Here is a 22,825-nt window from a genome sequence, read left to right as displayed (position 1 = left end):
TCTCTTGACTGCTCCTGTTCACCCTCCGGAAAGGGTCACAGGACCTCCTGAGTTACACCACTCGGAGGGGCGCTACCAAGCCACCACGTCCGTTCCTCTTAGGCCTGTAGCGACATGCCATAGGCCCATTATAAGGAAAGGAGAGAATGAGAAGTCCGGCGTTGCCGTTGGTGCGTGGCGTATACAGCTTGATGCGGATTGGTCTGCGCTAATGGGTCTTGCGAGCGTTGCATCATGCTCCTGATGTGTAGGTAGAGCCATTGTCCGAGAGGACACGCTGGCAGGTGATTCCTCCACTCCACCTGAGCGTTGCCCACATCTCGGCAGAGGTGGCATTTACGTGGACACCCTGTACAACCGGAGGAAGACCTGACGCTCTCAGGCAGTTGCTATCGACGCCCTGCACAGATTGTGCAGGTTGTGGGTGGTGGCCATTAGCGCCCATTCACCATTCACCTTTACAAGGCCGCGCAACCGGAACCGATTCAGGTCTCCAGAGCCCTTGATCTGGCCAACACCGGTTGAAAAACGGGCTTGCAAAGGGCGTAGATCGCTTGGCCAACCTTGGATCTGAGCATGCGGTCTATCCGGCCGCGGGCATCGAGTTTTCCGGCGGTCGGCCCCTTGATGGTTGTAGCCGATGACCGTGTTGCTGCCGGCTGGTGGATCTATAAGCATCGATGCCTCGCTGCTCCAAAGCTTCCAGGTTGGCGGTGCTGGAGTACCCGTGACGTGGACCCCAGAAACTGAGCCAGCCCTTATGAGAGCTTCCCTACCGGCCAGAATTGGCCAGGAGAAGCTCCATGAAAGTCAAACGCCACAGTCCCGAGCAGATCATTCGCAAGTTGCGGACCGCTGAGCAGCTCTTGAACCAGGGCCAGGCCGTTGCTGACGTCTGCCGAGCCCTAGAGGTTTCTCCGGCGACTTACCACCGCTGGCAGCATCTGTACGGGGGAATGAAAGCGACTGAGGCCAAACGCCTGAAAGAGCTTGAGCTTGAGAACACCCGCCTCAAACGCCTCCTTGCTGACGCAGAACTCGATAAGGCGATGCTTAAGGAGCTTGTTGCGCCGTGAGGCGCACCTTGCGGTGCGACGGGAAACTTCTGAGCCCGGAGCGTCGTCGCAGGGCCGTGGTGGTTCTGCAGGATCGATTCCGGGTTTCTCAACGTCGTGCCTGCCGGTTGACAGGTCAACACCGCAATACCCAGCGGCGCCCTGTGCCGCTGGCAGACATCGAGGAGCAGAAACTGCGCAGGCGGATCAGGGAGCTGGCCCGGCGCCATGTGCGCTGGGGCCGGCGCCTGGTTTACCGGCGGTTGCGGCTTGATGGCTGGAGCGTCAATCACAAGCGAGTGCAACGGATCTGGCGTGAGGAAGGTCTCCAAAGGCCCCTGCCTCGCAGGCGCAAGCGCTCCCGGCCTGCTGGAGGTGGCAGGGAGCTGTTGCGCTCTGAATACCCGCATCACGTTTGGGCAATCGACTTCCAGTTCGATCAGACGATGGATGGCCGCGCCCTCAAGTTCTTGAACGTGGTGGATGAATTTAGCCGTGTTTGCCTGGCGATCCGTGTAGGTCGACGTTGCAGGGCTTTTGAAGTGATCGACACGATCGAGGAGCTACTCAAGCTGTATCCAGCACCGACCCATCTGCGCATGGACAATGGCCCTGAGTTCATTGCCCACGCATTGCAGGAGTGGTGCACAGGCAGTGGTTCAGCAACGGCCTACATCCCGCCAGGCTCACCCTGGGAGAATCCATTTGTGGAGTCGTTTAACAGCAGGCTCAGGGATGAATTCTTAAATATTGAGCTCTTCTCATCTTTACCAGAGACAAAGTTATTGGCAGAGCAGCACCGAATCGAGTACAACGTCTACAGACCGCATTCGGCTCTCCAGGGGCGCACGCCCCTGGAAGTCCTCCAGCAATGGAAAGCGGCCTGACTAACCCACCAGCTCTCATAGGAACTGGAGCAGCAAGGGGGGTCACGTCACCCGCGTCTGCCGTGCTCTGCTGGCAGCTGGCCATTGTTGGCATGGATTGGCTCCAACATGGGCAACAGGTGCAGGGCGTCGCTGGGTTGGTTGCTGACGCCGATCGCCACGATCACCTGATGCTCGCAATCGACAGTGGACTGCGCCTTAAAACCTTGGATCCAACCGTAAGGTCCCTTGAAGATGTGGCTGTCAGGTTCTGAGAAGTTCCTCTGTGCCTGGGGTTTGGGGTACCCGCTCGCATCGGTAGGCAGATGCCGCTGCGGCATCGCCAGGAGATCGCTTACCCCAGCTGCAGTGATGTGAGGGGGCTCAAGGCCTGCTGCCTCAGCTTTCTCGTTGGCCAGCTTGTGGGCGTCATCCGCATGTTTCCGTGCCCCACACCCACGGCGTGCTGCCCGCTGGCTGGCTTGGCCGTCAGCACTGGCCTCCGCAGCGGCGGTTGCAACCTCCTCAGCTGCTGCGGCTTTCTGCTGCCGTTGGGCGGGCTTGGCGGCAGCATCCTCAGCTTCCAGTTTGGTATTGGCCTTGTGGATCCACTCCAGTCGGCTGCTGCGCCGCTTGAGTTCCTCCGGCAGCTCATCGCCGCGTTTGCCCTTGCCGAACTGGCTGTCTTACTGGGCATCGATGACCTCGGCTTAGCGCAGCAGGGTTCGCATCTCGGCTTCCAGCTACCGCATGGCCTTGAGGATCCGCTCGTGGCTCATGGCTTTTTGACGGCTGGCATTGGCTATCGCCTTTGTGCCATCCAGAGCCACATCGCCCAAGCTCACCAGCCCTGCCTTCTGGCACAGCCGCAGGACCTGAACAAAGAGCCCAGCCAAAGTACCAAGGCAACGGCGGCGCAAGTCGCTAATCCGGCTGTGGTCCGGATGTTGATTGCCGGTGAGAACGCAAAATTCGGCATTTTCCCAGCAGGCCTACTGCGTCGGAATGCCCAGCTCGCGCAAGATCGAGAAGGCAGAAGCATCACCACAATCATCCGCGGATCGTAGGCCTTGTCACAGCGCGGATCCTTCTGCCGGTAGACGGCGTAGATCTCGTCAAGATCCAGCTCAGCAGCAAGATCCAGAAGAAAGAACACTAGGTGGTTCATCCCCAGCCAGTCTACTGGTGAAGGCGGCAGCAGCAGCGTCTGCTCCGGGTTCTAGGCGCGAAGGGATTGGGGCTTGACCATGCCACATTTTCGCAGCTAGAAGCACTTCAGTTACTAGAATCGTGGTGGATTTCAGGGCGTCTGTGGAGAGTCCGAGCGGTGATCTAGGTGCGAGAGGCTCTTAGGCCAGCTCCTTGTGCATGGCTTTCTTCAGCTCGGCATCCGCGAGAAGTTTTGCAGCCGGCAGTTCACACTCCTATAGATTGGTGAGGCTCTTGGACTACTCAGCCTGCGTGCCGCAGTACACAGCTGGCCGTAGCGGCGGGGTGGGTTAGGAGACTTACAGAGCACGGCAGAGGTGCGACGGTCCAGCCCTGGCCAACTAGCTGCCTCGCGACCTGAGCTTGCGGATGATCTGCTCGGGCGTGTGGCAGGTTTATTTCATCGTGGAGTCCCTGGCTCAGGATGGCTAGATGAGAACTCTCATTCACAGTGGAGCGATTTCCGGGGACCCCAATATGTAAAACTAACGAGCCTGCCAAAACCTGTTGCCAGAGTAAAGCATGGAAAGCCTCGGGCAATTGAGTATTTCGCCCCCTTTAAATGCAACATGTATGCTATTTGCCTACGAAGACTGAATCTCCTTTGCGATTAGATCCACTTGATTAGAGATGCTAAATTTGCATGCATTGGCCATTCCAGCTAGCGAGAGCTGCTGCCAAAGGGCGGGTGACTCAGTTAAAGCTAAAAGAGCCTTGGCAAGACTTATCCCGCCATCATTTAAATCGAATAGGATGGCCACATCGGTGTGCATCTCTCTATGAACAGGGATATCGCTGGCAAGCGTGGGAACGCCAAGGGACTGAGCCTCTAGCAAGGGATAATCACAACCCTCCATTAAACTTGCGGAAAGCAAGCAGAGTGAGCTGCTGACTATGTCAAACAAATGGCCCGAACTAACATTTGAGATCCACCTAATCCTCGAGTCAACTTCTAATTCCTTGGCCAATAATTGCAGATTCTTTGTTTCCTTTCCAGGCTTTCCGACGAGAATAAGCGAGCCAGACCAGTATGTTGCTTGCTTTACAAATATGTTGAATCCAGCAATCGCAAGCTTCAAGTTTTTATTATGGTCGTGCCTTGCGATCACCACTATATCCCTGCCTGGCAGGGCAGGCTTCGCAATGCTCTGAGTCTCTACTCCATTATATATGATTTCAATTTTAGAGGCCGAGATATTAAAGCACTCAATTAGCTGGTCAGCAACAAACTTGCTGATCGCTATAACCTTGCCAGCCTTATTGCAGTAATGCGCGAGAAGGTGGCGAGCATATATATATGCGGTGAATGAATTTGGATAAAACAATGGGGTCAGGTCATGACAAGTAATTATTTGCTTGCAATTATTGCAGCCTACTAGGTAATCAGGGAGCGGGGAATAGATCAGCTCCGCCTTGCTAGAAAACAGCAAATGTCGATAGTCAAGAAAATACTGAGTTAGAGCTTTTGATGCAAAATACGAAGATCTTTTGGAAGTATATGATGAAGGCAATCCATGATTGAAAAGATTCGGTTCAAAGCGTTCAGGCGAAATCGCCAGTATTTTAAAAATGAGCTTCTTGCTTAACCCAGCAACAACCCTTTCCGTGTATCGGCTTAATCCCGTATGCAATGGAACATAGTTTAATGCATTTAAAACAAACATTTAGCTTTCGACAAAAGCATTGAAAATATTTTCAAAATTTCTATTCCAAACGGTGCGAGAAAAATGCTTGCGGTACCTTGAACTGGCTTCAGTTTTAAGAATAGAAAGCTTCGTTTTATCTCTCGCAACATTTAGAAGAAAATCGTGCATTGACGACCTTGAACCGTTCCAGTTCTGTGAACTGGTGTTGCTTACCCAATATGAGCCACTCTTGCTGTTATATAATGAAACAGAAGGTATTCCTAGTGCCATTGCTTCTAATTGTACTATTCCAAAAGCTTCATTACAAGAACCTGCCATTAATACTAGCATGTCTGAATCAAAAAGGAGTTCTTGCTTGATATCTTCACTAACCCTTCCATGAAAATAAACTGAGCCCTCCAAGAAGGGCGAGCTACTAACAATATTTTGCAATAAGGATTTAGACCTTCCTTCCCCAATGATATCCAGATGAATTTCATTCCCACGGGGCTTAAGAACTTGATTGCACTTTTCAACAATACTTAACAACCAGTCAATTCGTTTATACGACTCCAGCCTCCCTATAGCGATTAACTTGAGTAGCGAGGGATCACTCAGAATTGGATGGGAGAGTGTGCTTCTAAAAGTCAACTTTATAGATAACGAGTGCTCTTGAGATTCATGTATGCAACACGGAAGAATTTGAACTTTTCTATGATTTTTTACGTGAATTCGCAAAGAATCGGCAAGTGCAGGAGAAGTGGTCACAATTATGTCAAACAAGTTGATGGAGACTAGGGCAAGCATTTGGTAAAAATATAGGAATAATCCACCCATTCCTTTGCTCTCGAGAAATGCATGCCAATAAACCAAGATCTTTCTATTTGGACGTATTATCTTTGCGAAAACTGCCAATAAGAGTATGGTTGGGCAGGGTAGATGGATAATAAGTGGACAAGGACTAAGCAAGATAGTGAAATATTTGGAAGATGGCCGAGGAAGGAGAAGTTGTCCAATTAAGATACACGGTAAAACTTCTCTAGAATAATCTACTGTAAACGGATCTTCACAATGTGCCGGATTGAACGAGTAGGAAATAATATTCCTATGATACCTAGTAAGTAAATGCGTTGCAAGTTCGTGGGCAACTCTTTCAACGCCACCATATCCAGGCGGTAGTTCTCTGCATAATTGTATTATTGTATTTTGATATATCATTTTTGACCTGGCCATACAAAAAGCATCACATATAGAGCAGCAATTGATTTTCTATGGTTAGCTTTCAGGAGGGGCAATATCATTCTAAGAATCATTGAGAGCCTTATCAATGCATATAATTTAGGGTGGTGAATTCTTGAATACAAAAGGCAGCTTCGGTAGTATATCTTATACATTCGATTAGCATTGAATGAAGTAATATTCCGAGACGATAAGCCTGTTGACGCTCCTTCGGAGTGGAGAACAAAGCTTTTTTCAGAAACTACTAGTCTGTAACCCTTGTTTATGGCACGCTTGCACCAATCAACATCTTCATAGTAGAGAAAATATGCAGTATTCATGGGGCCTAGATCCATTGCACAAGCTTTTGTGATCAATATTGACGCCCCAACAAGATAATCCGGATCATTATTGCCAATTGATTTTAACAGGGTAGAGGTGATGAGCTCACCTTGGAAAAAATGGTGAGTGGTTCCTAGATACTTATTATAGCTTCCTCCAGCAGATTGGATTTGATTTGGTAGATCTCGATTAAGTAATATAGATCCAACCATCCCAAGCTTTACATCTGAGTTCATCTTCGATATCATTTCGAAGAGTGTATCGGGCAAAACAATGGTATCATTGTTTAGTATCCATATGAAGGCTGTGTTTGGATCTGCAAGAGCAATGCCTATCCCATGATTTACTCCAAAAGCATATCCGCCATTGCATCCTGTGCTTACAACTGAAATATTTGAAAATCTTTGTTCGCTAATGTAGCGTGAGAGAAAGAACTTTGAATTGTCACTTGAGTCGTTATCGCAGACTATGACTTTGATATTTTGGCAATTAAGCCGTGCGATGCTCGAGAGGCATGAAATCGTATCTTTATGATTATTCCAGTTAACTATTACTATGTATACAAGGCTGTGTGAGAGCCGGGGGGGATTTCTCTCCAATGCATGACCTTCCATCGTTTCGATACATCTCTCCCTTAAGTGCGTAAAGATTGAAGCATCTTTTGTTGTCTGCATTTACAGCATTTCCGGGTTAAATGTACTAAGAGACGAGGCTTTTTGGGAGTAATTTTTGTTACCCCCAAATTCCAAAGGCTTTTGATAGAAACAAAAATGCCCTCGGTGGATCTAATGCTTCATGGGGAGAGATCAGCGATGCCCTAAACCTCAGCCATGTCTGCAATCAGTTTAGTCGTGAGGCACTCATCTATGAACCGGCTATACACTGATTCATGAACGCCTCTCGGCAACGGACCATGGCTGAATGTGGCCTTTTCTGGCGGCACTTTTATATCTCTAAATTCGCTAAAATTAATTCTCTTCTCTGGAAAAAAGTGGCAATTGACTAGAACAGATTCGATTGCACGGAGAGATCGGTGGCTGCATATTTTCCTATGTAATGAATAAGAGCCGGATGCCAGCCAAGAATGCCTTAAGGTAGATCATGAAACTAGTGTAGGAGCTAGAGTTCTGAGCCTCAAGGGCAAACTTGCGGCGGTGGTCACACGAGCTGGCGGCAGCCCACTGGACGTGGGCGCAGAATGACTCAATGTTGCAGCGTCGGGTTTTCGGAGAGAAAGGTGGAACGGCAGGTTGATCAGAAAATGCAGTCAGCATGAGAACTTGAGAGAATATTTTGATGCTTTAAATGGAATCCCCAGGCTTCTTGTGCTGAGCCTGAATGAGCGTATTTCCGGAGAGGCGGTGGCATTTACCGCTTCATTAGAGGTCAGAAAATCAAATAGGTCGCTGTTGTCACGTATTATCGGATAAGCGACGATTTGCTTTCCAGCCTTAGGTATAAATCGAAACCGCTCAACAACATTCTGCTGCGCATCAAGATATTCAATCATTACAGGGAAGGGTCTGTATACGGCCGAGAGTAGCGATCGGGAAAGTGAACTCTTAAGGTCAGCTGTCAATGTAATATATCCAATTCGATTCTTGGGGATATTAATATCATCAGAATACCACTTTAATCTTCCCGATGGTCTCCACGAAAGGGCTTGGCCATTAAGTCTGCAAGTGGATTAATTATTAAGAGTAGGGTTTGTTTTTTTGCTGTTGCCAAGTTTAAATACAAGGCTATCCTGACTACCCCTGTCGCTGAATGAGTAATGGTCCTTTATTGCTGCCAGCGATGCTGATCTGGGCTAATTGGCAGCCTGCCATCGATGTCTTTGGCTTAAATGATCACAAATTCAGGGCGATCAGGAGAAGACAGAAAGAAGTCTTTGTTGACTTTTTGCAAAGACTCTGTATAAGCGCTATAGCTCTGAGGGATTGGCCTGGGTTTGTAGACCTGCTGATTTGCAAGCAAAGTGGTAATATCCCATGGTATAATATCTGCGCTGCTTTCAGGCGAGATCAGGTAGTTTTCGGAGTTTACTTGAATTTCTTTAAGCTTGTCTCTTCGATTCCTGGCAATCGTTTCACGACCACTGCCCGTAATCATTGACGTGGAATCCAAGAGGCCTTTAGCCATAGTAGAAATCAGGCTTGGCGGCCTGTATCCACCCGCAAGCACGGTGATGATTAAACTAATGCATACCAAAGGAAAACTCGCGATAAATAAAAGTACCTTGTCTAAATTGCGGAAGATCTTGCATAGATGATCCCACTTAAATCCTGCAAGCAAAATAGTGAATGAAATTATAAACATGCCGGCAAGAACAACGTGCAAGCCATCGTCCCTCACGTATGCAGCCTTGAAGGAAACCCAAGATAGAAGTATTAACGAAGTAGCTGCCAAAATAGAGCCAGGCTTAAAATAATTATGCAGACTACCCTCTGGATAATCTGCCTTCATAAATAAAAGCCCATAAAAGCCAGATTAACGAGAATCGAAGTCCAATATAATAAGGCTAAAACGAGTTACAGAATAGAGACGTTATAGGACATTGCATCGGTGTACCCTGTTACAATGTCAAGATTTAGCCCTGTGTAATACGAGATAATGGAGCTTGGGGACCAGCTTACAAAAAGCCCCCATAATGAATACAGAAGCAAGATTGGTGTTGCCAAAGATACAAGTAATGAGAAGATCGCCTTTTTGGTTGGACTTCTGAAGAGACATAAGATCTGAAAGCCATAAATTGACAACATTGCTGGGACAGCGGCTCCAAGAAAGCTGAGCTTTACTAGCGTTGACAGTAATACTCCAATTGCAAGCATAATAGAAAGGGTACTTTTCGCCATATAGGAACCCTCTCGTGGCTGATTGACCAAGTCGATTGCGATGCAATAATCGCAATCAAAGAAAACAAATAAAACTTTGCATCGCCTGGCGTACCGGCATGCCATACACCTAAAAGGGCAGCCGAAATAGCTATTGCTATAGCAGAAGGCAGGCCGTTATTGAACCCGATAAGCGCAGTTATGCCAAACCAAGTCAATTCGAATAGAGCTCTTGACGTCAAGAGCGCAGATAGATGTTCTGATGCTTGGCTGGTAACAGCTTGATGAAAGGGGCCATAGGTAAAAACAAAGCTATCTCCAAAAACTCTCCCTGTATCAGTTGCATCAACTAAGGCCTGCTGCCAAGATTCGTCTAGGCCTAGCTCCGGATAGCGTATTGGTATGGCACCGAAAGTTACAGCTGCTGTAAAACTTGCTAGAAGGACAATGGAAACAAATATCTTTTTGTTGGCCGTTAGGCGTAGCCGCAAAGCATTAGCCATTTTGTCGGCATTCCATTGACTAGTTGACTATACCGGAAATGAGCGCGGATGCAACTGGGCTGGATTCTGATCTGAATTAATAGGCGACTCCAATGCTGCCAGCTCATGTTGATGACGCCAATGCAGAGACCGGGATAGAAAGGCAATCGTATTACCGTAGCGTTTTAAAGGGCTGAACTTGATCTTATGAAATCAGTCGGCGCTGCCTCTGATTCAAGAGCTATAGATGCGACTGCTGTCGCAGTTTGCAAGCTAGCAAATTCACGCATATAACGCATCGATAGTGGCTGTAATCATGCCATTGGCACATTAAAAAGCCTTTCTGCTATATCGGAAAAAGTTTTTGGAGTTTGGTTAATCAGCGCAACGCTTTGCTCCCAGTCGTAAAGTCTGGCATAGCTATTTTTCATCATCCGGGCGGACTGTCTTGAATCCTTAGCCAAGTACAGTCGCCCCCCAGCCGCTGCCACCTCCTCATCGATCTGATTCAGCACCTCCAGCAGCCCCGGCACCGCAGCCGGAACATCAGCCGCCAATGTCCAACCCGGAATCGGGAATGACAGCGGTGCTGGATTACTGGGGCCAAACCGCTTCAGCACCGTGAGGAAACTCGGTGCCCCTACCTGCCGCAGTGCCTCCAGCGTGCGCTGTACCAGGTGGGCCGCCTCATTCGGCACGGCGAACTGGTACTGCAGGAAGCCAGCCGGGCCATAGATCCGGTTCCAGTCCTGCACCCCATCCAGCGGATGGAAAAACGGCGCAATCGCCTGCAGCTCTCCCACCCGATGCTTGGGGGCCTTGCGATACCAGGCCTCGTTGAAGGCCCTCACCGTGAATTTGTTCAGCAGCCCTCCCGGCAGGAACGGCGGCGCTGAGGCCAGGGCCTTGGGGTCGTAGTACAGCGGGTCCGATTGCTGGCTCTTGGGGAGTGCTTCTGCAGGGGCATGGTCGCCGCAGGTGAGGACCCCTCTTCCTTTGGGATCGAGGCTGTCCACCCAGGCCACGCTGTAGCGGTACTTCGCGTCGGCCTCCACCATCGCCGCCATAAGCGATTCCAAATCGCAGTAGCGGGTGGTGTCGACGCTGATCAGTGAGCTGGTGATCGGGATCAGCGAGAACGTCGCCTCGACGATTACCCCGGTCAACCCCATGCCGCCGACGGTGGCCCAGAAAAACTCTGCTTCGTCAAAGCTGCCCCGGCCGCTGGGCGTCAGCTCTCTCAGGGTGCCGCTGCCATCCACCAGCAACAGCCGCTGCACGTGGTTGCCAAAGCTGCCGTCCACGTGGTGGTTCTTGCCATGCACATCGGCGGCAATGGCCCCGCCCACCGTGACGTTGCGCGTGCCGGGGGTTACCGGCAGGAAGAAGCCGGCCGGCACGATCACCCGCAGGATTTGATCCAGGCTCACCCCAGCCCCAGCCGTGACGGTGCCGCTGCCGGGATCCAGGTCGATGCGATCAAAGGCCGGTAGCTCGATCACCGTGCCGTCCTTTAGTTGGGCGGCGTCGCCATAGGAGCGGCCCAGGCCGCGAGCGATCAATGACCTTGGCGGCGCACCACGGATCAGCTCCTGCAGCTGCTCCACCGAGCTGGGTTGCACCACCTGAGCTGATACGGGGTTGGTGCGGCCCCAGCCACTGAGGGTTCGGGTTTCGGCCGTGAGGCCTGCAGGCAGGGTGATGGTCACAGAGGTGTCAGAGCTTGGAAGCCAGAGGAGCAGGAAACAGGCGGATCAAAAGCATCAAGGGCGACCACCACCAAGGCAGGTATTCGATCGCCCGACGGTTGGGCCGGCGCAGCAGATCTCGCGCCACCGACTCGGGGCTGGCGCACAGCTCAAGCGGTGCCTTGCCGACGGTCATCGGCGTGGCCATGAAGCCTGCCTTGATGATCCGCACAGCAAAGGGCTTGCCGTGGCACCGGAGCAGCAAGCCCTCACAAAACGCCGTAAGGGCTGCCTTGGCAGCGCCGTAGTGGTAGTTCGATGGCCGTCCGCGATCGGCAGCCACCGAGCTGAACACCCACAACCGGCCGGGCCTGGCAATCCGCTCGGGGGTGGCGATAGCGGTGAGCCAGGGGAGCAGGCCGGCGTAGTTGGCCGCGGTGATCCGCAGGGCCTCGGCGGCATCGCTGCGGGCCAGCTCGGCATCGCCCAGGGAACCGGCGGTGATCAGGTAGAGGTCGAACTCCCCCACCTCGGGGCGCCGGGCTGGTTCCAGGGCTGCATCAGCGAGCAGGTCGGTGGTCTCAGTGCTGACCGATGCTCCAAATCGATGCTGCAGCTCAGTGGCAAGCTGTTGGTTCGCTTCTCCATTGCGGGCCACCAGGTGGAAGCGCTGGCAGCCGCGCCCAGCAAGCTCTCGGCAGATGGCCTTAGCCACCTCGCTGGTGCTGCCCAGCACAAAGGCGGTACGGATCGCTATCGGAACTGCTGCGGCCATAGCTAGGAGTCTCGCCTGAGTTGGGCCCCTGCAGGTAACGGAAGGACACTGACTGCAGCGGTCAGAGCCACCATCGACCAGGGCGTAATCAGTCGCCGCAGCACCGCGATCTGCAGCGCGATTCCAGTCGGCAAACCCTGCTGGCCAAGCAGCAGCACCGTGGCCGCCTCGTTCACGCCGATCCCGCCCGGCAACGAGGAGGCCATACCCGCCGTGCCCGAGAGCAGGTAGATGGCCATCGCCACCGGGATGGTGATGGGTGCCGGGGCCAGAAAGCGCACCAACAACCACAGCACCAAGGACTCAGTGGCCCTCAGCAACACCGAGATCAGGACTGCCGGGATGGTGGCGTGGGCAAGGGCGCCACTGGGCAGGTGATGGCGCCAGCGCTGCCAACGACCGGCCAGCCAACGGCCAGTGCCTGGCCTGCTGGTCAGCACCACGGCACCGCAGATAACCAGGGCGATACCCACCAACCACGTGCTACTCAGCACAGGCAACCTCTCCAGGAGCTGGGCCGGTGTGAGCAGCATTAGCAACAGCGCCACAGCGGCCGCATCTGCGCAGCGCTCCGCCACGAACACATGCACCAATGGCAGGCGCGGATAACCCAGCTGCTCATGCAGCAACTGCACCCGGCTCAGTTCCCCCAGCTTGGCGGGGGTGGCAGTAAGAGCAAAACCCCGCAACCAGCCCAGAAAATCCGGCCAGTCCGTGCTGCCGATCCCGAGCCGGCCGAGCAGCAGACGCCAGCGCCAATAGCGCCCCGCATAGCTCAGAGCCACCACGCCGTACAGCGCAGGCAACCATTTGATCAGCCTGAGGCTGTTGGTCACCAGGTCAGCCCTTGCCTCAGAGGTCGTGAACAAAAAGCCGCTGAGCCCGGCAAGGAGCAGAGCCAAGGCCAACAGGGGAAGCAACCAGCGCGCAGCCTTGGATTTGGGATAAGGCACCGGCGCGTCGGTGAAGCTGCGCCAATGCGGACGAGCGCTGGCCTGCAGGAGTTCGCGATCTCCCCGGCTATCGCCGTAAGCCTCCAGCTGATCTGATGGGGGGTGAACACCCAGGTGCTGCTCCAACCGCCGCACCTTTTCAGCACCCTTGCAATTGGGTGTGGTGAGCCGCAGGGGCGAGCTGGGCCCAACCTGCAGGAGATCACTGCAGCCGGTGCCAATCAACTCCACACCAAGGGTGTGGGCCAGTGGCGCGATCAATGGCTCAGGTGATGCCGTGACGATCAAACAGCGATGGCCTTGCTGCTGATGCCAGCGCAAGCGAACCTTGGCCTGAGGCCGCAGCTGGGCCACAAGAATCGCGGGCAGCTGGCGAAGCGCCGCTTGGCGGCGATGCATCGGTGCCGCCTGGAGAGCCTGATTCAACAGAGACTCTTTCAGCGCAGCTGTACTGCAGCGTCCTAGTTGCCAGGCCAACAGCTGTGGTGCGAGCCTGCAGCAATCAGCCAGCAAACCCAAGGGACCACGCAGCAACAGCAAAAAACGCCGGGTGGCATCACCATGGATCAGGGTGCCGTCACAGTCGAAGGCAACAACCAGATTCATTTCGCTGATTCGCGAAAACTGATGTGCTTGTGACCCAGGAAGCTGGTGAACACAGGAACAATCACGCCACAGCCGTGGGCGATTAGATCAACCAGGGCCGCCATCCCGATCAGTGGCAGCAACAGATACCGCATGCCGATACTCACAAGCCAGGTCTGCATCACCGCAACCAGATTGACCAGTGCGAAGGCAGCAAACGAGCGCCGCACGCTCTGACGGCTGGCCACGAACACGAAGCGCCTTGCCAGCACATAAGCCGTGACCATGCCGACGCCGTAGGCAGCTAGAACGGCTAACTCGAAGCGCAAGAGCTGGGAGAATCCCAGCCGGCTGACGATGTTGACCAGCGCGGCAACCCCACCGCTGAGCACAAACAACAGAAACTGCCGCTTGTCGCTGGCTGGATTACGACCGCTCACGTAGATCCTGTTGGCCGGCCTGTCGCCCTGCGAGCAAGCTCCCGTCCAAAGCCGATGCTTTCACTGATCCCCCGGTCTTCTGGATAGTAAACAGTGGTGTCAGCCGTAAACACCCCCAGGAACGGCTGCAGCGGCGGCAGGCTCTGCTGGAAGTGCACACCGCAGACCGGCTGGGCAAAGCGATAGCGGCTGCAGTGGCTATCGAGAAGATCAGCGTCGTTGAGCTGGGGGTTGAGAGCCTTCAGGCAAGCCCAGGCATCGCCAATGAAGTCCTGATTGGGGCGTTGGTAATCAGGGTGATCGGCGGGGATATAGAAGGGCACATAGCTCACATGCCCTGGCAAAGGGCGCAGATTGCTCATCTCGATCACACCGGGAATCGAGAAGCGCCTGTCGTTGACATTGGTCCAGAAGTTGGCGGTGACCGGCTGACGTGTTTTAAGCACCACACAGGCGCAGGCCACCGAAGGCACGGCGCCATAGCGCTCCACCAGCGACTCTTCCACTCCTCCTGCCTTCAGGACCGGAGCCAGCAGCGGCAGGGGAACCGTGCTGATCACGCAGTCAAAGGCCTGATCACCGGAGGGAGTGCTGAGCACGGCTCCACCGGAGGGCAAAGGCCGCAGGGCCTGCACAGGGGTGCTGAGCTGAATATCTCCCCCTCCCTGGTGGATGGCGGCCTCAAAGGCATCAATCAGCTGCTGGGAGCCGCCGTTCAAAAAGCCCAGAGTTTCCTTGAGGCGTCGGCGGGATAGCGCCAAACGACGGATGCGGCTCCAGATCCAGGCTGCAGAGATCTGGTCGCCGTAGTGGAAGAACTTGAAGGCAAACAGCTTGTGCCAAAGTACCTGATACCCCTTCTCCCCCAACCAGCTGCGCAACCACTGGGTGGCGGTAATGCCGTCCAGGGATCGCCAGTCGCGGATCGTGAGGCAGCGCGCTGCATGCAGCAGGTAGCGAACGCGCGTGAACCAGGGCAATCGCCTAAAGCCCAGGACCGCCCCAACCGTTCCCCAGGGATAGAGGCGCCCATCGAGGTAAAACCCCATCCGAGTGGTGCGCCATTGCAGTTGATCCGCCAGCTTCAGCTCTCCCAGCATCTCGAAGAACGCTGTGTCGCTGAGGCAATGGAAGTGGTAGTAACGCTCCAGCTGGATGCCGGCGAACTCGAAGCAGGCCGCCATGCCTCCGAGCCGGTCATCCGCCTCGATCAGGACAGGCCGATGGCCCAGACGCGTGAGCTCGTAGGCCACCGCCAGGCCCATGGGTCCGCCGCCGATCACGGCTATTCGGCACAGTTGCTGATCGGAGGACGACATCAGAACGGCATCTCCACTTGGCTAAACCGTGGATCTTGGTAGGTGATCCGCAGCGCCTCTGCCAGCGGTGTGGGAGCGACCGCAAAGATCCCCGGCCAGTCGATCACCTCAAATTCATCGCCAGCTGTGAGGGCCTTGAGCTGGGAGCGGGTAAAGGCCGGCTGGCGAGAGATCACCGCCCAGAGCTGGAGCAGGAATCCAAAGAGCGGGATCGGCAGATGGATGATCCAGGTACGGGCGTTGACTGCCCGGCGCAGCTGGCGCATCAGGCTCAGGTAGCTCACCTTTTCCAGGCCGGTGATGTCGTAGGTGCCCTGCAGGCCGGGATCCTCCAGGCAGCGCTGAATCAGCATGCAGAAATCTCCTACATAAAGGGGCTGACGAATGAAGCGCCCGGATCCCGGGATGGGGAACAGAGGCAGCTTTTGCATGAACCGCGCCAGCCAGCCCAGATGCTTGCGGTCGAACCAGCCGAACATCAATGTGGGCCGCAGCACAACGGCATCAGGCCAATGGGACAGCACCAGTTGCTCCTGGCTACGCTTGGTTTGCGTGTAGAGGTCGGTGGCCACGGACCTCACAACCGAGCTGCTCACGTGCACCAGCCGCTGGATGCCGGCTAGGCGGAGCTGGTCGAGCACCACGTCCGTGCTGAGTACGTTGTTGCGCTCGAATTGGCTTGGGTCGGTGTTGCCGATCTCGGCTTGCAGCATCACGCAGGACGCGCAACCCCGGATCGCTGCTGGCCACTGCTGGTTGTTGGTTTCAGTGAGGTCTTCCAACAGAAAGTTGACCTTTGGGAAGAGTTTGCGGGCAATGGCCACGGCCTCACGCTTCTTATCCACTACCAGCAGCTCCCAATCGGGATGGCTGCTCTGCAGCAGGGCGATCAGGTTCAGGCCCACCAGGCCTGCACCCCCAGGGAGAAACACCTTCATGACTGGAGCCCCGCTTCTGGCAGTAGCTCAGCATGATGGCTGAGGCCCACTACCACTACCGTGAAAAGCCAGGCCAGCAGGGTGAGCTGGATGCCCCGATCCCCCAGCAAAATCTCTTCCGGCTTCTCGCTGGTGCGCTCAGGTGCCAGCAGGCGCCGGCGTTCGGCCTCCTCTGGGTCGCTCAACAACTGGTAGCGGAAGATTCCCACCAGGGCAAACGGCACCGTGAGCAGCATCCAGGCGGTGGAAGCACCATTGAGGGCAGGGCCCGCGGCCCAGAGGCTATAGCTCATGAAGGCACTGGTGGCCACCAGGCTTTCCAGCCGCAGTAGGAGGGGCAACGAATAGCGCTCCAGCACCTTGCGGGTGATCACGCCAATCCCTTGAGCCACCCGTAGCTCGGCCTTGCGTTTCTCGATCGCCAGGAACAGGGCGAGGAGTCCCACGGTGAGCAGAAACCACGGAGAGAAGCCGAATCCCCCAGCCACCACGCCTGCAATCGCCCGGAGCAGGAAGCCGGAAGCAATGCAGAACAGATCCAGTAGCGGCATCCGCTTGTACTGGAAGCAGTAACCCACCTGGATCAACCCGTAGAGCAGTACCACCCAAGCAAGGGCCGGGGTAATTGAGGCCGCCAGGCTTAGGCTCGCGGCAGCCAGGATGACTGCCGTAACGAGAGCGGAAGGTATGCTCACCAGCCCAGAGGCGATCGGCCGGTGGCGCTTGCTGGGATGGTTTCGATCGGCTGCCGCATCCAGGCAGTCGTTGAGCAGGTAGATGGCGCTGGAGATCAGGCAGAAGGCCACCAAGGCACCACCTGCTCTCAGCCAGACCTCTGCAGAGAACCGAAAGGAAAACAAAGGTGCTGCAAACACCAGCAGATTCTTGGTCCACTGTCGGGGTCTTAACGAAATTAACAAATGGAAGCTCATGGAATTTGGTAATAACTGAATTTACCTTTTACGGTCGAATTTCCTATGGCAAAGGAGGTAGTACTAAAGAGAGTGGCAATGGAGAAGGAGTAAGCGAAATCAGCTTAGAGGCCAAAGCTTACGACAAAGTGAGAAGAAGTTTTTTTAGCAATCAACTCCCAGCGCTAAGAGTGCGGTGCCAACCCTTTAGATCATAGAGCCCTGAGTAGTAATCAGTTAAAGCTTTCGGATATTTATCAGAAGGGTAAATCACAGGAACAATGCAGCGCTCCCTTTCTGAACCACCTTCACGCAAAGAGCATTCCATGGCTTCGGTGCGCCGAAAATATTCACGATGGATGCCGAAAAACGCAAAATTCCAACTATGAAAAAAAGAATTGCTAATAAGCCTGCCTTCCGCAATGCCAGAAGAAAAAAGCAAGGAGCAGATCAGAAAAGCGAGCCCCAAAGAAAGATTTATTTTATTTTGCAAAATGATAATACAGGCAATGAATAACGCCAGGGGCAGCATAAGCGAGTAGGTTGTATAGCGCGAAGAGGCAGCCTGGGTAATTCCCAATCCACTTCTCCCTAGAGTTGTCATGAGCGCAAAAATTATAAAAAAGATAGCCGGCTGGAAAACTACTAGCAGCTGCCTGTCGAAAGGGGCTTTGTTTTTATTGCGAAAGAAAAAAGCTGAAAGAATTAAGACCAGTATTGCTATAATAATTGCGCCAGATATCGATCTTGTAAAAGAAAGGGAAATAGCGGCAAAATAAAATAAATTAAAAGAAATGTCGGGATGCCCCCCTGGCTTTGAATACCCTAATGCAAAATAGAGTAAGATAGATAAAATAGTTGCCAGGGCACAAATGCCAAAGTTTTTTCTTTTATCAATATACGAAGAATAAAGAATGGAGAGTGCTGCGGCAACCCCCTGCGAAGACGAAAAAATTAAAACAGGAGGCGCCAAGGCACAGAAAACAGCTTTAAACGTAACAAAAATATTTGATTTTGATTCTGATGTAAATATAGCAGTTGAAAGAAAAACAAGTGAGCTTATGAGAAACCATGGAGTTTGAAACTCCCATATAATGTTTTCGTGTTGCCAAGGATTGAAAGCAATTAGGGACGCAACGGACCACGCAGCCAGGGATAGCTGTCTATTTCTGATGGTATTACCGACGATCCATGCTAATGAGCCTGAAATCGAAAGCATTATAAGTATGTTCGACATTACTCCACCCGCTGCAGGGGGGATGCCAAAGATATTTTCACCGATAACAGATGATATTCGCTGTAAAACTATGCGATGCTCATTGTGCTGCTCAAAAAGCCAGGATATTAATCCAGGGTAGTCGCTGAGAGGTAGCGGCCTGACCAATGCCCAGCTGTCCTGCCTGATAACAGGGTGCCTTAGAGATTCAATGCCTAGCCGAAAGTAGCTAAGAAAAGTAAGGACGAGAGCAAGGCAATAAGATGCGGAAAGAAATTTATAGGTGAGACGAGTTAAATTGGAAATCATGTTTGTTTGCTATCAAAAAATTTTTGTAAATTTTTTAGCGAGAAGGCACCGGATGCCTCGGTGGGAACTACCGCAATAGATTGTTGATTTCAAAAAGAAGCTATTTTAAGCGAGAGGGTAAAACGGCAAAAGGCGGACCCTCAGAAATTATCTTGCCAGCTTCAAAGCAGATAACGCGGTCGCAAAATGCAACCGTGCTCAATCGATGCGCAATTACTATAAGCGTAAGGCTGGCTGAAAGGCAATTAATTGAATCGACAATGTAAGATTCTGTTTTGCCGTCGAGGGCGCTAGTCGCTTCATCAAGAACAAGTATTTTGGCATTCTTATAGAGAGCCCTCGCGATGCCAATGCGTTGGCGTTGCCCTCCGCTTAATCGAACACCCCTCTCGCCCACAACCCTCTGGTAACCCTCCGGACTAGTTTCAATGAAACTGGCAATCTGGGCTTGCTCAGCCGCCTGCTTCACTCGGCCAAGGTCAATTTGATTGCGAGGGACCCCAAATGCGATATTTTCTGCCATGGAACTGTCGGCCAAGTAAATGCTCTGAGGCACATGCGCAATCGCCGCCCGCCAAGATGCCAACCGCTTCGGATCTGATGAATCGTAAAGATCCACCCCATCTAGCAGCAATCGCCCAGCTGTGGGTGCCAGAAGGCCCATCAAAAGATCTACGGTGGTGCTCTTTCCGCTTCCGGTAGTGCCAATAAGGCCGATGCGCTCGCCTCGGTGGATCTCCAGATTCAGGCCTTGCAGCACCTCTGGCTGCTCAGGCCCGTAGCGGAAATGAACCCCTATAAAGCGAATACTCTCGCGCAGCTGCAATGGATCAGCCACGTTCGCATGCGTGGGTAAAGGTTGATTTAGCAGTGTTAGCACTCCAGCCAAGTCTGCATTGAAGCCGTTGAGGACTGTCCAGCCGCTAAAAATCTGCTGCAAAGCTGGAAGCAGCCGCTGTGCCCCGAGTGCCAAGGCCCCCAGCAGGGGGATCACCGCGCCCCCAGCCCCCTTCTGCAGTGTCAGCAGGCCCCCCAGCAGGGCGATTGCCACTATTCCAAGCGCCTCAACGGCATAGCGGGGAAATCCACCTATAAACTGGTTTTTAGCCTCAAGTATCCTCTGTGGTCGATCGGCCTGCCGATAGATCTCCAAATACGTATGCTGATTGCCATTGAGTAATACATCGCGAATCGCCCCAAGCCCCTCCTGAAGCGCCTTGATCTGCTGGCTCGCTGCAGCCGTGATCTTTTGGCCATTGCGCTGAAGTTCTCGGCGTGTCGTGACTGCCAAAAGGCCATACACGCTCCCAAACAAGGCTAAGGCCCCTAGTGCAACTGTCCAATCGATCAGTAGGAGTGCTGAAAGGAGGCATGCTGCAACAACTGATGCAGTGAGCAGCTGCAATAGAGCACTTAACGCCACAACTGTTCGACTAATCTGGGTGGTTACAGCCGTGATGACTTCGGCACTGTTGCGCGTGACATGCACCTCATAGGGCTGATAAAGGGTGCGCCGATAAGCCTCACAGCTCAAATCTGAGCCGACAGCCGCCGCCATGCGGCCATTCAGCCATAGGTTTGCCAGCCTGATAAGCGCGGCCAGCACTGCCGCCGCTGCAAACACCAGCATGACTGGCAGCACAAGCTCACTCGCTTTCGTGAAGCCCACACGGATAGCCAAGTTATGCAACCTAGGTTGACTCCACACCAACTCGGGGTCGCTTAGCACGGCAAGAAACGGCATCACTGCCCCCAACGAGAGCAGCTCAGCCCCGCCACTCGTTAGCATTACAACTAACAGCAGTCCCAACTGGGTCCGCCTGCGACGGCTGAGGTGGCCCCAGATGCCCAGTAGCAGGGTACGGGTGGATAGGGGTTGATTGGATGAAGTTGGCATCAGTCAATTAAGGTCAGTAAGTCTAGTTGCGCGATATTCTCTTGCTGGTCGTAGAGCTCGCAAGTGCCTGCCTTGAAGAGGTTGTCCCCAAGCAACAGGGCTGCGGGCCGGTCGCCCAGAAAGTCAGATCCGATCAGAAAGGCCTGAGTTAGGCCATCCGGACGGAGTTGCTCTGCATAGTGCAGCTCCAAGCCCCAGCGTGAGCCATCCCCCAGCAACTCCTAAAAGCGGGGCAAATCGTGAGGGGTAGAGATGATCAGGATTTCGAGAATTCCCGACAGCATCAAGGTGCTCAGCGGGTAATAGATCATCGGTTTGTCGTAGACCGGCAGCAGTTGCTTACTCACCGCCTGGGTGATGGGGTGCAGTCGCGTGCCGCTGCCACCGGCAAGGATGATGCCGCGGCGATTTGGGGTGTGGATGTTCATAGCTTCGCCACCGCCCCACGTGCATTGAACACAAGGCGCATAGTCTTGACCAGAATCAACAGATCCAACCAGAACGAGAAGTTGCGCAGGTAATAGAGGTCGTAGCTGAGTTTATTGGCCGCATCTTCCACCGAGGCGCCATAGGGATAGTTCACCTGAGCCCAGCCGCTCAGCCCCGGCCGGATCACATGGCGCAGCCGGTAGTGCGGGATCTGCTGTTCCAACTCCGCCTCGATCTCCGGGCGCTCCGGCCGCGGGCCAATCAAGCTCATCTGGCCCTGCAACACCGCCCACAGCTGGGGCAGTTCATCCAGGCGGGTAACCCGCAGCAACTGGCCGATGCGGGTGATGCGGGGATCCCCCCGGCCAGACCACTGCGCCCCGCTCGCCTCCGCGTCCACCCGCATGCTGCGCAGTTTCCACACTTTGAATGGCGCGCCATCCAGGCCGCTGCGCAGTTGGCCGTAGAACACCGGGCCGCGGTCTTCCAGGCGAATCAACACCGCCGCCAACAGGAGAAGGGGCGCCGTGAGCAGCAGCAGCACACCGCTCACCAGCACATCTCCCAGGCGCTTCAGCCGTTTCTGCAGCGATCCATGGGGCGCAGCAAACTCGCCCCGCAGCAGATCTACCGTCTGCAGCAGATCGGGCGGAAAGCGCTGCAGCACCTGTTCACTCCAGCCGAGAGCCGTTAGCACCGCCGCACCCTCGGCCTGGAGCCGCAACAGCTGCTGCTGCTGATCAGGGGACAGGGCGTTGAAATCCTCCACCACGAAACGACGGCCAATGGGGCTGGCTTGCTCTAGGCGGATTGTTTGGCGAGCCCACCTGAGCTCACTCTCCAAGTGCTGATAGAAGCCAGCTGATCCGAACACCACCCAGCCATCATTGGCTTCGAAGCGCTGCCGGAGCAGGGTGTTCAAGCCGAATTGCGCCAGGCCGCTACTCAGGGCAAGCGCTAAAAGGAAGGGCAGCAGAAAGCCCCGTGCATCTGTTGGCGACGTTCCGATCGCCGTGATCCAGAGATAGGCCAGATAAACAGCGGTGCTGAGTAGGAGCGTCAGCAGGGTGCGCACCAGCTGCTTAAGTGCTACTGCGGAAGTCTGCTCCTCCTGGTCGTAGTATCGACCCAGCACGTAGCTACACAGCAACCAGAACTCCAGCAGCCAGGTGAGCGGCAGGGAGAAGGAGGGCCAGCTGCCGAAGCGCAACTGAAACCAGCCCGTGAAAAGCAGGGCAAACAGGCTGAAATCCAGCAGCAACGCCACCAGCAAACGGCGCCTTGTGAACAACCAAGGAAGACGAATCAGCATGAACGTTCCGAGATCAAAGCCGCACCAACTGCTGCTGCAACCCATCGCGGAACTGGGCCACCGTGCTCCGCAATCCCGCCGCCAGCGGAATCCGCGCCCGCCAACCCAGGGCGGCCAGCCGGCTCACATCCAGCAGTTTCTTCGGGGTGCCATCGGGTTTGCTGGCATCCCAGTGGATCTCGCCTTGGAAGCCGGTGGCCTCAGCCACCGCCTCCACCAACTCGCGGATCGTCAGATCCACGCCGGTGCCCACATTGAGGAACTGCTGCTCTTCCGGCCCCGGCTGCCAGTGCTCCAACGCGAACACGCAGGCCTCGCCTAGGGAGACTCTGGAAAACCCAGCCCATCTGCGCGAAAATGAGCCTGTAACCGCAGGCCAGGACTGGGTTGATGGGCGGCAAGCAGCTTGGCTTCTCGGATTA

General features: G+C 54.2%; 18 protein-coding genes and 2 pseudogenes. 2 read left to right on the top strand and 18 right to left on the bottom strand.

The features are described from left to right. Nucleotides 1-378: 378 nt before the first annotated feature. Nucleotides 379-678: a transposase gene (locus C7K55_RS14260; protein WP_117434970.1), complete on the bottom strand. Its 300-nt coding sequence runs from the start codon at nt 676-678 to the stop codon at nt 379-381. A gap of 125 nt (nt 679-803) precedes the next feature. Between C7K55_RS14260 and C7K55_RS13080 the strand changes: the two are divergent. Together C7K55_RS13080 and C7K55_RS13070 are read left to right on the top strand one after the other, a co-directional pair. Further along, nucleotides 804-1,942, top strand: a pseudogene (locus tag C7K55_RS13080) (IS3 family transposase). Nucleotides 1,943-2,403: 461 nt separating this feature from the next. After that, nucleotides 2,404-2,988 (top strand): hypothetical protein, encoded by a 585-nt coding sequence (locus C7K55_RS13070; RefSeq protein ID WP_127432056.1) that lies wholly within the window; start codon nt 2,404-2,406, stop codon nt 2,986-2,988. Between the two features lie 726 nt (nt 2,989-3,714). Here the strand turns inward: C7K55_RS13070 and C7K55_RS13065 are convergent. The 17 genes and pseudogenes from C7K55_RS13065 to C7K55_RS12995 form a co-directional block, all read right to left on the bottom strand. Then, nucleotides 3,715-4,794: a glycosyltransferase family 4 protein gene (locus C7K55_RS13065; protein WP_106633164.1), complete on the bottom strand. Its 1,080-nt coding sequence runs from the start codon at nt 4,792-4,794 to the stop codon at nt 3,715-3,717. Then, nucleotides 4,795-5,973: a glycosyltransferase family 4 protein gene (locus tag C7K55_RS13060; protein WP_241518382.1), complete on the bottom strand. Its 1,179-nt coding sequence runs from the start codon at nt 5,971-5,973 to the stop codon at nt 4,795-4,797. Beyond that, a complete protein-coding gene (locus tag C7K55_RS13055; protein WP_106633162.1) occupies nt 5,970-6,989 on the bottom strand; it encodes a glycosyltransferase family 2 protein in 1,020 nt (339 codons plus the stop codon). Before C7K55_RS13055 ends, C7K55_RS13060 begins: the two co-directional genes overlap by 4 nt. A gap of 1,168 nt (nt 6,990-8,157) precedes the next feature. Further along, entirely contained in the window at nt 8,158-8,781 is a 624-nt protein-coding gene (locus C7K55_RS13050; RefSeq protein WP_127432055.1) for a hypothetical protein, read from the bottom strand. 331 nt (nt 8,782-9,112) lie between these two features. Beyond that, nucleotides 9,113-9,652: a hypothetical protein gene (locus C7K55_RS13400; RefSeq protein ID WP_127432054.1), complete on the bottom strand. Its 540-nt coding sequence runs from the start codon at nt 9,650-9,652 to the stop codon at nt 9,113-9,115. Nucleotides 9,653-9,945: 293 nt separating this feature from the next. Beyond that, entirely contained in the window at nt 9,946-11,340 is a 1,395-nt protein-coding gene (locus tag C7K55_RS13045; protein ID WP_106633160.1) for an FAD-binding oxidoreductase, read from the bottom strand. A 7-nt stretch (nt 11,341-11,347) separates the two neighbouring features. Then, nucleotides 11,348-12,094, bottom strand: a complete 747-nt coding sequence (locus tag C7K55_RS13040) for an SDR family NAD(P)-dependent oxidoreductase (protein ID WP_106633159.1) — start codon at nt 12,092-12,094, stop codon at nt 11,348-11,350. Nucleotides 12,095-12,096: 2 nt separating this feature from the next. Beyond that, nucleotides 12,097-13,653, bottom strand: a complete 1,557-nt coding sequence (locus tag C7K55_RS13035) for an HAD-IB family phosphatase (RefSeq protein ID WP_106633158.1) — start codon at nt 13,651-13,653, stop codon at nt 12,097-12,099. Further along, on the bottom strand, nt 13,650-14,072 hold the full coding sequence (locus C7K55_RS13030) for a GtrA family protein (RefSeq protein ID WP_106633157.1): 423 nt from the start codon (nt 14,070-14,072) through the stop codon (nt 13,650-13,652). The genes C7K55_RS13035 and C7K55_RS13030 overlap by 4 nt, the downstream gene beginning before the upstream one ends. Next, nucleotides 14,069-15,391 (bottom strand): NAD(P)/FAD-dependent oxidoreductase, encoded by a 1,323-nt coding sequence (locus C7K55_RS13025; protein WP_106633156.1) that lies wholly within the window; start codon nt 15,389-15,391, stop codon nt 14,069-14,071. Before C7K55_RS13025 ends, C7K55_RS13030 begins: the two co-directional genes overlap by 4 nt. Beyond that, nucleotides 15,391-16,329 carry an NAD-dependent epimerase/dehydratase family protein gene (locus tag C7K55_RS13020; protein ID WP_106633155.1) on the bottom strand — a complete coding sequence of 313 codons (939 nt, stop codon included), beginning with the start codon at nt 16,327-16,329 and terminating at the stop codon, nt 15,391-15,393. Before C7K55_RS13020 ends, C7K55_RS13025 begins: the two co-directional genes overlap by 1 nt. Then, on the bottom strand, nt 16,326-17,261 hold the full coding sequence (locus C7K55_RS13015) for a decaprenyl-phosphate phosphoribosyltransferase (protein WP_106633154.1): 936 nt from the start codon (nt 17,259-17,261) through the stop codon (nt 16,326-16,328). The genes C7K55_RS13020 and C7K55_RS13015 overlap by 4 nt, the downstream gene beginning before the upstream one ends. Before the next feature lie 151 nt (nt 17,262-17,412). Then, nucleotides 17,413-18,765 (bottom strand): MFS transporter, encoded by a 1,353-nt coding sequence (locus C7K55_RS13395; RefSeq protein ID WP_127432053.1) that lies wholly within the window; start codon nt 18,763-18,765, stop codon nt 17,413-17,415. A 100-nt stretch (nt 18,766-18,865) separates the two neighbouring features. Then, nucleotides 18,866-20,509: an ABC transporter ATP-binding protein gene (locus tag C7K55_RS13010; protein ID WP_241518381.1), complete on the bottom strand. Its 1,644-nt coding sequence runs from the start codon at nt 20,507-20,509 to the stop codon at nt 18,866-18,868. Between the two features lie 179 nt (nt 20,510-20,688). Continuing rightward, nucleotides 20,689-21,090, bottom strand: a pseudogene (locus C7K55_RS13005) (sugar nucleotidyltransferase); the annotation flags it as partial. Beyond that, complete coding sequence (locus C7K55_RS13000; RefSeq protein WP_106633152.1) at nt 21,087-22,403, bottom strand: exopolysaccharide biosynthesis polyprenyl glycosylphosphotransferase; 1,317 nt, start codon at nt 22,401-22,403, stop codon at nt 21,087-21,089. The pseudogene C7K55_RS13005 and the gene C7K55_RS13000, both read right to left, overlap by 4 nt. Nucleotides 22,404-22,416: 13 nt before the next feature. Next, a complete protein-coding gene (locus tag C7K55_RS12995) occupies nt 22,417-22,710 on the bottom strand; it encodes a Rossmann-fold NAD(P)-binding domain-containing protein (protein WP_396094749.1) in 294 nt (97 codons plus the stop codon). Nucleotides 22,711-22,825 lie beyond the last annotated feature (115 nt).

Origin of the sequence: Cyanobium usitatum str. Tous (assembly GCF_003011885.1) — a bacterium.
Taxonomy (GTDB): Bacteria; Cyanobacteriota; Cyanobacteriia; order PCC-6307; family Cyanobiaceae; genus Cyanobium_A; species Cyanobium_A usitatum.
The sequence above is the reverse complement of the archived record's forward strand: the minus strand, read 5'-3'. Positions and strand labels throughout refer to the sequence as shown.

Excerpts from the sequence above, each read along its gene's own strand:
- C7K55_RS13035 (WP_106633158.1), bottom strand. The coding sequence starts at position 13,653 with ATGAATCTGGTTGTTGCCTTCGACTGTGACGGCACCCTGATCCATGGT.
- C7K55_RS13055 (WP_106633162.1), bottom strand. The coding sequence starts at position 6,989 with ATGCAGACAACAAAAGATGCTTCAATCTTTACGCACTTAAGGGAGAGA.
- C7K55_RS13060 (WP_241518382.1), bottom strand. The coding sequence starts at position 5,973 with ATGATATATCAAAATACAATAATACAATTATGCAGAGAACTACCGCCT.
- C7K55_RS13010 (WP_241518381.1), bottom strand. The coding sequence starts at position 20,509 with ATGCCGTTTCTTGCCGTGCTAAGCGACCCCGAGTTGGTGTGGAGTCAA.
- C7K55_RS13395 (WP_127432053.1), bottom strand. The coding sequence starts at position 18,765 with ATGATTTCCAATTTAACTCGTCTCACCTATAAATTTCTTTCCGCATCT.
- C7K55_RS13065 (WP_106633164.1), bottom strand. The coding sequence starts at position 4,794 with ATGTTTGTTTTAAATGCATTAAACTATGTTCCATTGCATACGGGATTA.
- C7K55_RS14260 (WP_117434970.1), bottom strand. The coding sequence starts at position 678 with ATGCTTATAGATCCACCAGCCGGCAGCAACACGGTCATCGGCTACAAC.
- C7K55_RS13050 (WP_127432055.1), bottom strand. The coding sequence starts at position 8,781 with ATGAAGGCAGATTATCCAGAGGGTAGTCTGCATAATTATTTTAAGCCT.
- C7K55_RS13040 (WP_106633159.1), bottom strand. The coding sequence starts at position 12,094 with ATGGCCGCAGCAGTTCCGATAGCGATCCGTACCGCCTTTGTGCTGGGC.
- C7K55_RS13015 (WP_106633154.1), bottom strand. The coding sequence starts at position 17,261 with ATGAGCTTCCATTTGTTAATTTCGTTAAGACCCCGACAGTGGACCAAG.
- C7K55_RS13020 (WP_106633155.1), bottom strand. The coding sequence starts at position 16,329 with ATGAAGGTGTTTCTCCCTGGGGGTGCAGGCCTGGTGGGCCTGAACCTG.
- C7K55_RS13000 (WP_106633152.1), bottom strand. The coding sequence starts at position 22,403 with ATGCTGATTCGTCTTCCTTGGTTGTTCACAAGGCGCCGTTTGCTGGTG.
- C7K55_RS13025 (WP_106633156.1), bottom strand. The coding sequence starts at position 15,391 with ATGTCGTCCTCCGATCAGCAACTGTGCCGAATAGCCGTGATCGGCGGC.
- C7K55_RS13400 (WP_127432054.1), bottom strand. The coding sequence starts at position 9,652 with ATGGCTAATGCTTTGCGGCTACGCCTAACGGCCAACAAAAAGATATTT.